The organism is Bacillus gobiensis (assembly GCF_001278705.1).
In the GTDB taxonomy this organism is placed as follows: domain Bacteria; phylum Bacillota; class Bacilli; order Bacillales; family Bacillaceae; genus Bacillus; species Bacillus gobiensis.
Window position 1 is genome coordinate 1,175,945 of sequence record NZ_CP012600.1, and the last position, 13,678, is coordinate 1,189,622.

General features: G+C 40.9%; 16 protein-coding genes and 2 pseudogenes. 12 read left to right on the forward strand and 6 right to left on the reverse strand.

The features are described from left to right. Positions 1-49: 49 nt before the first annotated feature. Positions 50-426, forward strand: a pseudogene (locus tag AM592_RS05780) (response regulator). A 72-nt stretch (positions 427-498) separates the two neighbouring features. Then, positions 499-981 (forward strand): CcdC family protein, encoded by a 483-nt coding sequence (locus tag AM592_RS05785; RefSeq protein WP_053602910.1) that lies wholly within the window; start codon positions 499-501, stop codon positions 979-981. Between the two features lie 46 nt (positions 982-1,027). Here AM592_RS05785 and AM592_RS05790 read toward each other — a convergent pair whose 3' ends face one another. From AM592_RS05790 to sspO, 4 genes are all read right to left on the reverse strand, one after another. Continuing rightward, positions 1,028-1,456, reverse strand: a complete 429-nt coding sequence (locus AM592_RS05790; RefSeq protein WP_053602911.1) for a DUF2621 family protein — start codon at positions 1,454-1,456, stop codon at positions 1,028-1,030. 228 nt (positions 1,457-1,684) lie between these two features. Beyond that, positions 1,685-2,062 carry an Hsp20/alpha crystallin family protein gene (locus AM592_RS05795; RefSeq protein WP_053602912.1) on the reverse strand — a complete coding sequence of 126 codons (378 nt, stop codon included), beginning with the start codon at positions 2,060-2,062 and terminating at the stop codon, positions 1,685-1,687. 62 nt (positions 2,063-2,124) lie between these two features. Continuing rightward, positions 2,125-2,277 (reverse strand): small acid-soluble spore protein P, encoded by a 153-nt coding sequence (locus AM592_RS23120; RefSeq protein WP_082363765.1) that lies wholly within the window; start codon positions 2,275-2,277, stop codon positions 2,125-2,127. Between the two features lie 21 nt (positions 2,278-2,298). Next, positions 2,299-2,445, reverse strand: coding sequence for a small acid-soluble spore protein SspO (sspO, locus tag AM592_RS23125; protein ID WP_082363769.1), 147 nt, complete (start codon positions 2,443-2,445; stop codon positions 2,299-2,301). A 181-nt stretch (positions 2,446-2,626) separates the two neighbouring features. Here sspO and acnA point away from each other — a divergent pair, with 181 nt between their 5' ends. From acnA to AM592_RS05825, 7 genes and pseudogenes are all read left to right on the forward strand, one after another. Continuing rightward, on the forward strand, positions 2,627-5,350 hold the full coding sequence (gene acnA, locus AM592_RS05800; protein ID WP_053602913.1) for an aconitate hydratase AcnA: 2,724 nt from the start codon (positions 2,627-2,629) through the stop codon (positions 5,348-5,350). A 70-nt stretch (positions 5,351-5,420) separates the two neighbouring features. Beyond that, complete coding sequence (locus tag AM592_RS05805) at positions 5,421-5,930, forward strand: redoxin family protein (RefSeq protein ID WP_053602914.1); 510 nt, start codon at positions 5,421-5,423, stop codon at positions 5,928-5,930. 76 nt (positions 5,931-6,006) lie between these two features. Then, a complete protein-coding gene (locus AM592_RS23130; RefSeq protein ID WP_082363773.1) occupies positions 6,007-6,132 on the forward strand; it encodes an FbpB family small basic protein in 126 nt (41 codons plus the stop codon). A 67-nt stretch (positions 6,133-6,199) separates the two neighbouring features. Further along, positions 6,200-6,343, forward strand: coding sequence for an acid-soluble spore protein N (locus tag AM592_RS05810; RefSeq protein WP_312883782.1), 144 nt, complete (start codon positions 6,200-6,202; stop codon positions 6,341-6,343). 3 nt (positions 6,344-6,346) lie between these two features. Then, positions 6,347-6,580 carry a small acid-soluble spore protein Tlp gene (gene tlp, locus AM592_RS05815; protein ID WP_053602916.1) on the forward strand — a complete coding sequence of 78 codons (234 nt, stop codon included), beginning with the start codon at positions 6,347-6,349 and terminating at the stop codon, positions 6,578-6,580. A gap of 88 nt (positions 6,581-6,668) precedes the next feature. After that, complete coding sequence (locus tag AM592_RS05820) at positions 6,669-7,085, forward strand: acyl-CoA thioesterase (protein ID WP_053602917.1); 417 nt, start codon at positions 6,669-6,671, stop codon at positions 7,083-7,085. Between the two features lies 1 nt (position 7,086). Further along, positions 7,087-7,389: pseudogene (locus AM592_RS05825) on the forward strand (hypothetical protein). A gap of 35 nt (positions 7,390-7,424) precedes the next feature. On the opposite strand, the gene AM592_RS05830 reads toward AM592_RS05825, so the two are convergent. Continuing rightward, entirely contained in the window at positions 7,425-7,712 is a 288-nt protein-coding gene (locus AM592_RS05830) for a HesB/YadR/YfhF family protein (RefSeq protein WP_053602918.1), read from the reverse strand. Between the two features lie 45 nt (positions 7,713-7,757). Further along, complete coding sequence (gene plsY, locus AM592_RS05835) at positions 7,758-8,348, reverse strand: glycerol-3-phosphate 1-O-acyltransferase PlsY (RefSeq protein WP_053602919.1); 591 nt, start codon at positions 8,346-8,348, stop codon at positions 7,758-7,760. A gap of 167 nt (positions 8,349-8,515) precedes the next feature. On the opposite strand from plsY, the gene AM592_RS05840 reads away from it, so the two are divergent. The 3 genes from AM592_RS05840 to parC all read left to right on the forward strand — a co-directional run bounded on the left by AM592_RS05840 (position 8,516) and on the right by parC (position 13,671). Next, on the forward strand, positions 8,516-8,935 hold the full coding sequence (locus tag AM592_RS05840) for a CoA-binding protein (protein ID WP_053602920.1): 420 nt from the start codon (positions 8,516-8,518) through the stop codon (positions 8,933-8,935). 339 nt (positions 8,936-9,274) lie between these two features. Then, positions 9,275-11,224 carry a DNA topoisomerase IV subunit B gene (gene parE, locus AM592_RS05845; protein WP_053602921.1) on the forward strand — a complete coding sequence of 650 codons (1,950 nt, stop codon included), beginning with the start codon at positions 9,275-9,277 and terminating at the stop codon, positions 11,222-11,224. Positions 11,225-11,250: 26 nt separating this feature from the next. Then, on the forward strand, positions 11,251-13,671 hold the full coding sequence (gene parC / locus AM592_RS05850; RefSeq protein WP_053602922.1) for a DNA topoisomerase IV subunit A: 2,421 nt from the start codon (positions 11,251-11,253) through the stop codon (positions 13,669-13,671). Positions 13,672-13,678: the final 7 nt, after the last annotated feature.

The window sequence follows — 13,678 nt, forward strand, 5'->3', positions numbered from 1 at the left end:
TATAATTAAGTTAAATTAATTAATTTTTAGGAATCAAGGAGTGGGATGAGTGACTAAAGTCCTGATTATTGATGATACTAAGTTTATTAGATTAAAGATAAGAGAAATTGTTGAAAAAATAGGGATGGACGTCGTAGGTGAAGCATCTGACGGAGAAGAAGGACTTTCTCGATTTATCGAATTAAAACCTGATTTAGTAACCCTTGATATTACGATGCCTGTTAAAAACGGTATCGAAATGTTAAAGAAATGATAGCGATCAACCCAAAAGCGAATATCATCATGTGTTCAGCAATGGGGCAGCAAAGGCTGGTAGTCGAAGCTATCGAAAATGGAGCGAAAGATTATATTGTGAAGCCTTTTGAAGAGTCGAAAGTAATTGAAGCAATTAATCGGTTGATGATGAATGTAAACAAAACCATTTAATCTTACGCTAAATGGTTTTTTTTATTGGATTGGAGTATAGTATAGATAGAGTACAAAAAAGGGTGATGTCAATTGATGATTATACTATCCTCCGTTTTTGCAGTTTTCATGGCTCTCCTTGTCATGTTTATTAGGGTGAAATCGTCTGAAAAGCCGGCTACCTCGAAAAAAATTATTTTGCCGCCCATATTCATGAGCACAGGCGCGCTTATGTTTCTTTTTCCTGTGTTTAAAGTGACCGCTGCCGAGTTTTTGGAAGCCATTGCAGTTGGGATGTTTTTTTCGATTTTTTTAATCATTACATCTAAGTTTGAAGTCCGGGAGAATCAAATTTATTTGAAACGTTCGAAGGCATTTATTTTTATTCTCATTGGTCTTTTAGTTATCCGGATTGTGATGAAGACGGTTATGAGCTCAACAGTGGATTACGGCGCGTTAAGCGGAATGTTTTGGATATTGGCCTTCGGAATGATTGTGCCATGGAGAGTGGCGATGTATATATCCTATCGAAAGCTTTATAGCAAGCTTCACTCATCAAATATCCAGTTAAATTAAAAAGAACCTTTTCGCGTAGGAAGGGTTCTTTTTATTGGCTCTATTTTTACTTCATTAAAATCTCATAAGCGGAGAAGTCAATATTTTTTTCCTTTAGATGCTTTCGCAAAAATTTGTGGTCTCTTTTTGGTGTTGCAAGAATATATCCTCGGATGATCAAGTCCAAGCTAATGGCATCTGCGTCTTCTTTTATAGCAAGCTCGCCGATTTTTCCTGCGATTTTCGCTTTTGCAACATCACGAAATAGATCTGGGACAGGCGAAACCAATTCATTTAACAGGTTGATTTTCTCTTTTGTCCAAAGATGCTTGCTTTTTTCAATATAGTAGTCCTGCCAATCGAGATCGGACCTCCCGTCTTCTTTCGGCAGCCGTTTTAAAAACTTTCGAAACATAAAAAATCCGCCTATCGCAAGCAAGACGATCATTGTTGCTCCCCAGCCCAAGATCATCCATAGATACCATCCCTCTAGCATCTCCCATTCACCCCTTTGCTCTTACATTTTACCGCAAGAAACAATAGAAAAAAATGAAAAAAAGAGAAAATAGAGGGTTTCGTCTAGTCAATTAAAAAAAGAAAACATAGAATAAAACATATCATGTGATCTACTATTTGGCCATGGAGAACACATGAATGGGTATTGACGTAAATGAACGAAAATAGAAACCGCGTTCCTTGGGCAGAGCGCGGTTTGTTTTTGTGCTTATTGGAACGGAAGAATAATGGAGAAAGAAGAATGATCACCGTTCTGCTGCTTGGCAATTTTTATTGAGAGGATGTGGTTAGCACATTCAGTTTCAATGGATTTATCGGTTAAATCGAAGGGGAGAAAGAGGTTTTTAGTAAAGTCTTCTTTTTCTGTCTTTACAGTTAAACAGAGTTCTTGATTATGATAATTGATTTCTATTTGGGTCACATGAAAAGAACTTATGTCGGCTTCTACAATATACTCATTCGTTGTTTCATACAAATCGATAGGAAATATATCGTCATAAATCGCATAAGGGTCGTCTAAAAACTGCTTCATCCAATCGTCCAATCTTTCGAAATCATCAGGCTTGGCTTTTTTTTCTTTTGACATTGATATTCCCCCATACCTGGCATATCTATAGTTTATGCAAGCAGGTGGGGGAATGGTGACGCTTAAAAATCGTGGTGGCTGTTATGCTTTTGGCGAGAGTGATTCCTGTTCTTTACCTTTTTACTTCCGCTTAAAGGCTCAGGCTGACCCGGTCCAAGCTGATGTCCCTTTGGCGCATTTTTTCGAATGTCTTTACCGCTGTTTTTATTTGTCATCTATCGTTACCTCCGTGGGACTTACCTGTTGGTTTTTCTTTTTTTATTGTTTTGTCTTTCCTCTTCAGTTAATACCTCTTGGTGTTCCTCGTTATAGCCGGCACCTCTGCCTTGCGCCTTTGCTGCATTCATGCCATTTACGACATGATTGGCTTTTCGCTTAGTCAAAATGTCTTCACCTCATCTATAGTGTGACCGTCTATCTGAAAAAGAAGCATAAGGTGTTCTTATCAATTTTGATAAATACATTGATATTTACTTATGTATAAAATTACTTTAAAATAAATTTGTAGAAGATTATGCAAATAAACGTTGAAATTGATCTTGACCTAAGGGGGATTTAAACTGAATGGCAAATCAGCAGAAGCTTGTTAAAAATGATGTATTTCAAGCAAGAAAATCATTTACTGTGAATGGAAAAACGTACTATTATTATTCATTAAAAGCATTGGAAGAACAAGGAGCAGGAAAGGTTTCAAGACTTCCTTATTCCATCAAAGTATTGTTGGAATCCGTTCTTCGCCAAGTAGACGGCAAAGTCATTACGAAAGAACACGTGGAAAATCTGGCAAAATGGGGTACGTCGGACGTCAAGGAGATCGATGTTCCTTTTAAACCGTCGAGAGTTATTTTACAGGATTTCACTGGCGTTCCTGCAGTCGTTGACCTTGCCTCTTTACGTAAAGCAATGGATTCCGTTGGGGGAGATCCTGACAAAATCAATCCTGAAATCCCTGTGGATTTGGTTATTGACCACTCAGTACAGGTAGATAAAGCAGGTACCGAAGATGCATTGGCAATCAATATGGATCTCGAGTTTGAACGAAACGAAGAACGATACAAATTCTTAAGCTGGGCAAAGAAAGCCTTCGATAATTATCAAGCAGTACCGCCTGCAACAGGTATCGTCCACCAAGTGAATTTGGAATATCTTGCAAGCGTTGTCCATGAGCAAGAGATAGACGGAGAAACTGTTACCTATCCGGATTCTCTAGTCGGTACCGATTCTCATACGACGATGATCAATGGGATTGGCGTTCTTGGATGGGGAGTTGGCGGTATTGAAGCCGAAGCAGGTATGCTTGGTCAGCCATCTTATTTCCCAGTTCCAGAAGTGATTGGTGCAAAGCTTGTCGGTAAGCTTCCTAATGGAACGACAGCAACCGATTTGGCGCTTAAAGTGACACAGGTTCTTCGTGAAAAAGGTGTAGTTGGCAAGTTTGTTGAGTTTTATGGTCCTGGTGTTGCTGAACTTCCATTGGCCGATCGTGCAACGATTGCGAACATGGCTCCAGAGTACGGAGCGACTTGCGGATTTTTCCCTGTCGATGATGAAGCTCTGGTTTATATGAAGTTAACCGGCCGAGAAGACAAGCATATCGATGTTGTAAAAGAATACTGTATACAAAACGGCTTATTTTATACTCCTGATGCAGAGGAGCCTGAGTTTACTGATACAGTTGAAATTAATTTGTCAGAAATCGAAGCTAATCTTTCAGGACCTAAACGTCCTCAGGATTTAATCCCGCTTTCTGCAATGAAAGAAACATTTCATAATCATCTAACCAGCGCTGCCGGCAACCAAGGTTTTGGTTTGGAAGCAGATGAAATCAATAAAGAAGTAAAATTCAAGCTGGCGAGCGGAAAAGAAACGGTCATGAAAACAGGTGCAATTGCGATTGCAGCGATTACCAGCTGTACAAATACGTCAAACCCTTACGTATTGGTTGGTGCTGGCCTAGTTGCAAAAAAAGCGACGGAGCTTGGCATGCAGGTTCCTGATTACGTAAAAACATCACTTGCGCCAGGTTCAAAAGTTGTTACCGGATACTTAGTTAATTCCGGACTTCTTCCTTATCTTCGCGAGCTTGGCTTTAATCTCGTCGGCTACGGATGTACGACATGTATCGGAAACTCCGGCCCATTAGAGCAAGAAATTGAAGAAGCGGTCGCAGAAAGTGATTTATTGATCACATCAGTTCTTTCCGGGAACCGTAACTTTGAAGGAAGAATTCATCCGCTAGTGAAAGGAAACTATCTTGCATCTCCGCCGCTCGTCGTTGCCTATGCACTAGCAGGAACAGTCGATATCGATTTAAAAACAGATCCAATCGGTGTTGATAAAGACGGCAAGGATGTCTATTTTGACGACATTTGGCCAACGATGGATGAAATCAACCAAGTAGTAAATCAAACAGTAACTCCTGAATTGTTCAAAAAAGAATACGAGCACGTCTTTGATGACAATCAACGTTGGAATGAAATCGAAACAACGGACGAAGCATTGTACAAGTGGGACACTGAGTCGACGTACATTCAAAATCCGCCGTTCTTTGAAAACCTGTCAGTTGAGCCGGGAACGGTTGAACCTCTGAAAGGGCTTCGTGTCGTAGGTAAATTTGGCGATTCGGTCACAACAGATCACATTTCGCCTGCCGGAGCGATTGGTAAAGACACCCCTGCTGGTAAATACCTTCAGTCTAAAGGTGTTTCACCGCGTGACTTTAACTCTTACGGTTCAAGACGCGGTAATCATGAAGTCATGATGAGAGGAACGTTCGCGAATATCCGGATTAAAAACCAAATTGCTCCTGGAACAGAAGGCGGTTATACAACCTTTTGGCCAACTGGGGAAGTCACTTCGATTTATGAAGCGTGCATGAAATACAAAGAAGAAGGCACCGGCCTTGCCGTTCTTGCCGGTAAAGACTATGGCATGGGATCATCCCGCGACTGGGCGGCAAAAGGAACAAACCTTCTTGGTATTAAAACAGTAATAGCCGAAAGCTTTGAAAGAATTCACAGAAGCAATCTAGTATTGATGGGAGTTCTTCCTCTTCAATTTAAACAAGGTGAAAACGCCGAAGTATTAGGGTTAACTGGAAAAGAAACCATTGAAGTGGATATTGATGAAACAGTTAAACCTCGAGATATCGTTACGGTTAGAGCGACGAGTGAACAGGGTGAGGTTACATCATTTGAAGCCCTCGTTCGTTTTGACAGCGAGATCGAAATTGATTACTATCGCCATGGCGGTATCCTGCAAATGGTACTTCGCGAAAAATTGAAGTAAGTCTATGGAATAGAAGAGAAGGCCAAGCAAGGCTTTCTCTTCTTTTTAAATTGTTGAGAGGGAGATTACAGTGAAAATTAAATTTTTTGCCGTGGCTTTTCTTCTGGGATTAACCTGTTTTGCGATTTGGAATGTTTTTACTCATCAAAAGCCTGCAATAGGTATTTCTGAGGGTAATGAAGCTCCGGACTTCACATTGCAAACGTTAGACGGTAAAGCTGTCTCACTTTCAGATTACAAAGGAAAAAAAGTCTTTTTGAATTTTTGGGCGACATGGTGCAAGCCGTGTATTGAAGAAATGCCAGATTTGGAAACGCTTCAAAATAAAAGTGAGGAAGAGGTGGCCGTATTAGCCGTCAATTTTACATCCTCTGAAAAAAACTCTGCAGCAGTTCGGAATTTTGCCGAAAAACACAATATTACCTTTCCGGTTTTGTTGGATGAGAAAGGGATCAATGCACGGTATGAGATTATTTCGTATCCGACGACGTTTCTCATAAATGAAGAAGGAATCATTACAGAAATCAAGCTTGGCAGTATGACATTAAAAGAAATGGAACAAAAGCTATCTGATCTATAAAAGATAGCTTTTTCTTATTTGATTTTTGTATGAAGGATGGTATTGATGGTGAAAAATGATTGTGGAGGTGATAGTGATGAAGAAAATGAGACGAAAAACGCTTGAGGAATTGGTTCTGGAAAATAAACGAGAGCTGATGAATAATACGGAATACATGAGCCAGCTGGAAGAAAAGCTGGATGAGAGGTTTAGGCAAAAGTAATTTTTTCATTTTTCTTTCATGTTCTTTTCCTCTTTTGCGCACTCTATGAGTAAAGGAGGGAATGAACATCGGAAACCAACATGACAAGCAATCAAGGTTCGCACCGAATCATTTAGGAACCAAACCGATTGAAAACAATCGCAACAAAGGAAAAAAAATGAGTGACAAGTCCAATAAACAGCCGGATATTATTCAAACAAAAGGAGAATAGACAATGACAGAAAACAACCAACCAAACCCGGATAATCGTTCGGACAACGTCGAAAAACTTCAGGATATGGTTCAGAATACAATCGAAAATTTCGAAGAAGCGGAAGACACGCTGCAATTTGCCTCAAATGATGAAAAAGAACAAATACAAGCAAAAAATAAAAGAAGAGCAGAAAGCATAGAATCGATGCGAAGTGAAATACAGGATGAATCGGCCGACCGGCAAAATAATGAGTAAGAACCAGGGTTTCCTGGTTTTTTATTTTGGCTAGGAAAATATTCATGTGCTAAGATGAAAGGTGATACGTCTTACAGGGGTGAGCAGCATGTATATTTCAAAAAAAGAAATCGAGGTCAGGTATGCTGAAACTGATCAAATGGGAATCGTGTATCATGCCAACTATTTGATTTGGATGGAGCTTGGAAGAACGGCCTTAATTCAAGAGATGGGATTTTCCTATGCGGATATGGAGAAAGATGGGATTATCTCTCCCGTAATTGATATCGCTGTCAGCTATAAAAAATCTCTCCATTATGGGGAGACAGCTATCGTATATACGTGGGTTGAAGCATATAACGGTTTTAAAACGACATACGGTTATGAAATTAAAACGCCGGACAACGAAACAGCGCTGACGGGGACATCTTCTCATATTTGTGTAAAAAAAGAGAACTTTAAGCCGATTCAATTTAGAAAGTATTACCCGGAATGGCACAAAGCGTATGAAGAGGCGAAAAAATAAGATGGCATTTGGTGTAAAACGCGACGAGCTGAATGAGTGGAAAAGCAATGTTTTGCAAGGGAATATTGCTTTTCTTACCCACTTTTAGCTGGATGATCGGTATCCCGATTCAACTACAGTGACAAAAGCCGGCTCAAGTGATATCGCAAAGCTTGCTAAATGGGGCGAGAAGTACGGGTTAAAAAAAGAATGGATTCATCATCGAACAAAATATCCCCACTTTGATCTAATGGGAGAAAAGCAGCTGATGATATTAAAAAAAGAGAAGCTATTTGATCATATCAAGCGATTTAAACTAAAATAACCGCACAAAACGAATGTGCGGTTATTTTAGTGGCCTTAGGCATATTGAAATTCAGGTTCTTCCAAGGAAGTGCTGTAACCTACGACGAGATCATGGTCGTCGAAATACCAAACATCCTGCTCTTCGATAAAAAAGGTAATGCCTTCAACTTCAGTGCTGACGCCGAGATGCTGAGGGCGATCCTTAGCAACACCTAATGAAAATCCTTGTTGAACTGCACTGCAGCCACCGTAGCGAACAAAAAATCTGACATAGTCGCCATTCTGCAAATCCAATTCGTCTTTATACCAATTCAGCGCATTCGCATCTATTTTGACATCCATTTTCTTTCCACTCCTTATCCGAATGTTTGATTAGGAAATCGATCCTTATAACCAAGTGATTTTCGGTTCCGTTTTATTCATGATCCTCTTTATATTTGCTCGATGCCTGTAAATGACGGCACTCGTCAATGCCAATACAATGATGATCAGAAAAAGATCACCGGTGAATAAACTGAAAATCACTGCATAGATCCCGGCAAGCATCGACGACAGGGAAACGTATTTTGATAAATAAAGCAAAAGAAAGAAGACTCCGATCATTGTAATAAATAACAAAGGGGAATAAAAGAGCAAGACCCCTCCAGACGTAGCTACTGCTTTTCCGCCTTTAAATCCTGCAAAAACAGGGAAGATGTGACCTATTACTGCAGCGACACCCAAAAGCAAACATAATGGTGTAACTGTTGGTTCTATAAAAAAATATGGGAGGCTTGCCGCAATTGTTCCTTTTAATATATCAGAAACAATAACAATTGAACCGGACGGAACGCCTAGTGTTCTAAATGCGTTCGTTGCTCCTAAATTCCCGCTTCCGTGCTCCCTGATATCAATACCTTTCCCAAGTTTTCCGACGATTAAACCGGATGGAATGCTGCCAAGCAAATAAGCAGCAACAAATAATAAAGCAGTTACCATACTTTTCTTCTCCTTTTCCTGCAGCTAACGTACACCTATTGTACCATGAGAATAGATATTCAGTCGTGATGTTTTTGTAAAGTTTGCTTACAAGAATCGTGGCGGTATTCAATTTTTTGAAATAAATCACTAGGATAAGGTACACTACTTACTAAGGAGATGATTATATGCAAAACCCTTCAAAAGAGGAAATAAAAAATATTTTAGAAAAGAGCAAACGAATTGCAGTCGTTGGCTTGTCAAATAATTCAAGCCGTACGTCATACATGGTTGCTAAAGCAATGCAGGATGCTGGCTATGAGATCCTTCCCGTCAACCCTACAATCGATGAGGCTTTAGGAGTAAAAGCTGTAGGAAGCTTGAAGGAAATCGACGGTCATGTTGATATTGTCAACGTGTTTCGCCGCTCCGAGCATTTGCCGGCAGTTGCAAAAGAATTTTTAGAAGCCGACGCTGATGTATTTTGGGCGCAGCAGGGAATTGCTAATGAAGAAGCCTACAAGCTCTTAAAAGCTGAGGGACATCCAGTTATTATGGATTTCTGCATCAAAGTTGCACATTCTTTAACAAAACCGAGTCATTCATAAAAATCCTTGATCATTCAAGGATTTTTGCGTTTTTTAAAGAAATTCATCAGCGAATCAGGTACAATGAAGCTTGGACAGCTTTTGCACTGTAAGAGAATCTCCGTCCCTGCTTGCTATTTTCTTAAATATTCCTTACAATACAAAACATACGTTCGTATTTTGTAAAACAAATAAAATAAAAACCATCTTGAATTGAAATATAAATACACCTATAATATTGAATTCAAATATTCCCGAAATATAAAAGAGAGTTAATAAAATCAAAAGTGCTCTCTTTTCAACCGATATGATAAACAAATTATTAATGTATTTTGGTCGAAAAGAAAGGGGTTTATTCGCTTGGCTATGAAGCAGCAGTTTGATTATAATGATGATTCCATACAAGTACTCGAGGGCCTGGAAGCGGTTAGAAAACGCCCGGGAATGTATATCGGCTCGACAGATAGCAGGGGGCTCCATCACCTCGTCTATGAGATCGTCGATAATTCAGTGGATGAAGTGCTGGCCGGCAATGGTAAACACATCATTGTTAAAATACATAAAGATAACAGTATATCCGTCCAGGACCGGGGGAGAGGGATGCCAACCGGGATGCATAAGCTTGGAAAACCCACGCCTGAAGTCATCCTCACAGTCCTTCATGCCGGAGGAAAGTTTGGACAAGGCGGATACAAAACGAGCGGCGGCTTGCATGGTGTTGGTGCGTCTGTCGTTAATGCGCTGTCCGAATGGCTGACAGTCACGATAGAGCGGGATGGAAATATGTACAGGCAGCGCTTTGAAAACGGAGGCAAACCGGCTACCTCATTAGATAAAATCGGAACGACGAAAAAAACTGGCACACTCATTCATTTTAAGCCTGATCCAACAATGTTCAGCACGATAGCCTATAATTTTGATACGCTTTCCGAAAGATTAAGGGAATCGGCATTTCTAATCAAAGGCTTGAAAATAGAGTTAATCGATGAACGCAATGATACGAAAGAAGAATATCTTTACGAAACTGGAATTGAAGCGTTTGTAAGCTATTTAAATGAAGAAAAGGATCCTCTATGTGAAGTGGTTTCCATTGAAGGCGAGCAAAACGGGATTGAGGTCGATTTTGCCTTCCAATTTAATGATGGTTATTCTGATAACATCTTATCCTTTGTAAACAATGTTCGCACAAAAGACGGTGGCACACACGAGTCTGGCGCGAAAACAGCACTGACCCGCGCCTTTAATGAATATGCCCGCAAGGTCGGCTTATTAAAAGAAAAGGATAAAAACTTGGAAGGAACGGATATTCGGGAAGGATTGGCCGCTATTATCTCGGTACGAATACCTGAGGAGATTCTTCAGTTTGAAGGGCAAACCAAAGGGAAACTAGGTACGAGTGAAGCCAGGTCTGCAGTCGACAGTATCATTTCCGGCCAATTGGCTTATTTTCTTGAAGAAAACAGGGAAACGGCAAGCTTGCTGGTGAAAAAATCTATCAAAGCGTTTCAGGCGAGAGAAGCCGCTCGAAAGGCAAGAGAAGAAGCAAGAAGCGGGAAGAAAAGAAAGCGGTCTGAGACAACATTAAGCGGCAAGCTGACACCAGCTGGCTCGAGAAACCCCGAAAGAAATGAACTTTACCTTGTCGAAGGTGATTCTGCCGGAGGTTCCGCAAAACAAGGGAGAGACCGAAAATTTCAGGCGATTTTGCCTCTTCGGGGAAAAGTGATCAATACAGAAAAAGCAAAGCTGTCTGATATCTTTAAAAATGAGGAAATCAATACGATCATCCATGCCATTGGCGGCGGGGTCGGAGTTGAATTCCAAGTTGAGGATATCAATTACAATAAAGTAGTCATAATGACAGATGCGGATACGGATGGCGCCCATATACAAGTACTTCTCCTGACGTTTTTCTATCGCTATATGAAGCCTCTCATAGAACAGGGGAAGGTATTTATCGCGATGCCGCCCCTTTACAAGGTGAGCAAAGGACAGGGTAAAAAAGAAATCATTGAATACGCTTGGTCTGACGAAGAAAAAGATGCTATTCTCAAAAAAGTTGGGAAAGGCACTACGATTCAACGATACAAAGGACTGGGTGAGATGAATCCCGACCAGCTATGGGAAACCACGATGAACCCAGAATCAAGAACGCTTGTCCGGGTACGAATCGATGATGCTGCAAGAGTTGAACGAAGAGTAACAACGTTGATGGGAGATAAAGTAGAGCCGAGAAGAAAATGGATTGAAAAAAATGTAGCGTTTGGACTTGAAGAGGAAAGTAATATTTTAGAAAATGAAACCCTCTAAAGCCACCTGAGGAGGTTTAGGTACACATGTCACAAGTAGAAAAAATCCATGACCTGCCTCTTGAAGAGGTCATTGGCGACCGGTTTGGCCGGTACAGCAAATACATTATCCAGGATCGTGCATTGCCGGATGCAAGAGACGGGCTAAAACCCGTTCAACGCAGAATCTTATATGCGATGCACCAGGATGGAAATACTCACGACAAGAGCTTCCGCAAAGCCGCAAAAACGGTAGGGAATGTGATCGGTAATTATCATCCGCACGGTGATGGATCCGTTTATGAAGCAATGGTTCGAATGAGCCAAACGTGGAAAGTGCGAAACATTCTTGTGGAAATGCACGGAAACAACGGAAGCATTGACGGAGACCCTTCTGCTGCGATGCGTTATACAGAGGCAAGGCTATCTCCAATCGCGGCAGAGCTTCTAAGAGATATTGAAAAACAGACGGTTGAATTTGTTCCTAATTTTGATGACACGAGCAATGAACCATTAGTTCTTCCCGCGATGTTTCCCAATCTTTTGGTCAACGGTTCAACCGGCATTTCCTCCGGATACGCTACGGACATTCCTCCCCATAATTTAGGTGAGGTCATTGATGCCGTCATCATGCGTATACGGAAACCGAATTGCACGGTTGATGATCTTATGGGAGCCGTTAAAGGTCCGGACTTTCCAACAGGCGGGATTATCCAAGGTATTGATGGAATCAAAAAAGCCTATGAAACAGGGAAAGGAAAAGTGATTGTCCGGTCGAAAACGGAAATAGAAACGGTAAGAGGCGGGAAACAGCAAATCGTCATTTCTGAAATTCCTTATGAGGTGAATAAAGCTAATCTCGTCAAGAAAATGGACGAATACCGGCTGGATAGAAAGGTCGAAGGAATTTCCGAAATTCGCGACGAGACAGATAGAACAGGTCTTCGCATCGTCATTGAACTGAAAAAAGAAGCTAATGCACAAGGTGTGTTGAACTTTTTATTTAAAAATTCCGACCTTCAAATTTCGTACAATTTCAATATGGTGGCGATTCATAAAAGAAGGCCAATGCTAATGAGCCTTCCATCCATTTTGGATGCGTATATCGAGCACCAAAAAGAAGTCATCACTAATCGTTCGAAGTATGAGCTGTCAAAGGCTAAGGAAAGACAGCATATTGTGGAAGGGCTGATAAAAGCACTCTCCATTCTCGATCAAGTAATTGCAACCATCCGTGCTTCAAACGATAAACGAGACGCGAAGAACAATTTGATCGAAGCCTTTGCTTTTACAGAGCCTCAGGCTGAAGCGATCGTATCCTTGCAGCTTTATCGATTGACCAATACCGATATTACTGCGTTAGAGGCTGAAGCAAGCGAATTAGAAAAGAAGATCATTGAGCTTGAAGCAATCCTTTCAGATGAAAGTAAGCTTTTTAAAGTAATCACAACAAATTTAAAACAGCTGAGAAAAACATATGCTGATGATCGCCGTTCTGTGATTGAAGAAAAAATTGAGGAAATCAAAATCAATCTCGAGGTAGTTGTCGCCTCAGAAGATGTCTATGTGACGGTGACAAAGGACGGATATATCAAACGGACAAGCCAGCGGTCCTATGCGGCCTCAAACGGACAGGATTTCGGCATGAAGGAAACAGACCGGCTACTGCATCAATTTGAGGTCAATACGACAGACACCGTCTTGTTATTCACGAATAAAGGAAGCTTCATTTATTGCCGGGTGCATGAACTGCCTGATATCCGCTGGAAGGATCTCGGACAGCACTTTACAAATCTGATTCCGATTGATGGAAATGAGTCTATTGTTAAGGCGATTCCGATCAAGGAATTCAAAACGGATGAATATCTTGTATTTATTACGAAAAACGGGATGGCAAAGAAAACGGAACTTGCCCAATATAAAGCCCAGCGCTATTCAAAGCCTCTCGTTGCGATAAATCTTAAAGGTGACGATGAGGTCGTCGATGTGCATGTCGCAAATGGTGAAAAAAACCTGTTCATCGCTACATATTTAGGTTACGGACTCTGGTTTTCTGAAGAAGAAATCAGTGTGGTTGGCGCAAGAGCTGCAGGAGTCAAAGGTATCAATTTAAAAGAGGATGATTTAGTCGTATCCGCACAGCTTGCAGATGAAGGTGCGCTGCTCGCTCTCGTTACCCAAAGAGGGGCATTTAAACGAATGAGCATATCCGAATTCGAAAAAACGTCGAGGGCAAAGCGGGGAGTTCAGATGCTGAGAGAGCTGAAGAAAAATCCTCACCGGGTAAAAACTGTCATCGTTTGTGATTCAGACAGCCAAATTGGAATCGAATCCGAAAAAGGCATACGAGAGACAGTGGACGTAAAGAATTACAGAAACAGTGACAGATACAGCAATGGCTCATTTATTATAGATGAGGATGACGCTGGAAAAGTAACGGATGTCTGGCTCGAACTACAGACAGAATAATAAATAA

Bases quoted from the DNA above. Each gene is read 5' to 3' on its own strand.
- AM592_RS05790 (WP_053602911.1), bottom strand. From the start codon at position 1,456: ATGCTAGAGGGATGGTATCTATGGATGATCTTGGGCTGGGGAGCAACA.
- AM592_RS05795 (WP_053602912.1), bottom strand. From the start codon at position 2,062: ATGTCAAAAGAAAAAAAAGCCAAGCCTGATGATTTCGAAAGATTGGAC.
- AM592_RS23120 (WP_082363765.1), bottom strand. From the start codon at position 2,277: ATGACAAATAAAAACAGCGGTAAAGACATTCGAAAAAATGCGCCAAAG.
- acnA (WP_053602913.1), top strand. From the start codon at position 2,627: ATGGCAAATCAGCAGAAGCTTGTTAAAAATGATGTATTTCAAGCAAGA.
- AM592_RS23130 (WP_082363773.1), top strand. From the start codon at position 6,007: ATGAAGAAAATGAGACGAAAAACGCTTGAGGAATTGGTTCTGGAAAAT.
- tlp (WP_053602916.1), top strand. From the start codon at position 6,347: ATGACAGAAAACAACCAACCAAACCCGGATAATCGTTCGGACAACGTC.
- AM592_RS05820 (WP_053602917.1), top strand. From the start codon at position 6,669: ATGTATATTTCAAAAAAAGAAATCGAGGTCAGGTATGCTGAAACTGAT.
- AM592_RS05830 (WP_053602918.1), bottom strand. From the start codon at position 7,712: ATGGATGTCAAAATAGATGCGAATGCGCTGAATTGGTATAAAGACGAA.
- plsY (WP_053602919.1), bottom strand. From the start codon at position 8,348: ATGGTAACTGCTTTATTATTTGTTGCTGCTTATTTGCTTGGCAGCATT.
- AM592_RS05840 (WP_053602920.1), top strand. From the start codon at position 8,516: ATGCAAAACCCTTCAAAAGAGGAAATAAAAAATATTTTAGAAAAGAGC.
- parC (WP_053602922.1), top strand. From the start codon at position 11,251: ATGTCACAAGTAGAAAAAATCCATGACCTGCCTCTTGAAGAGGTCATT.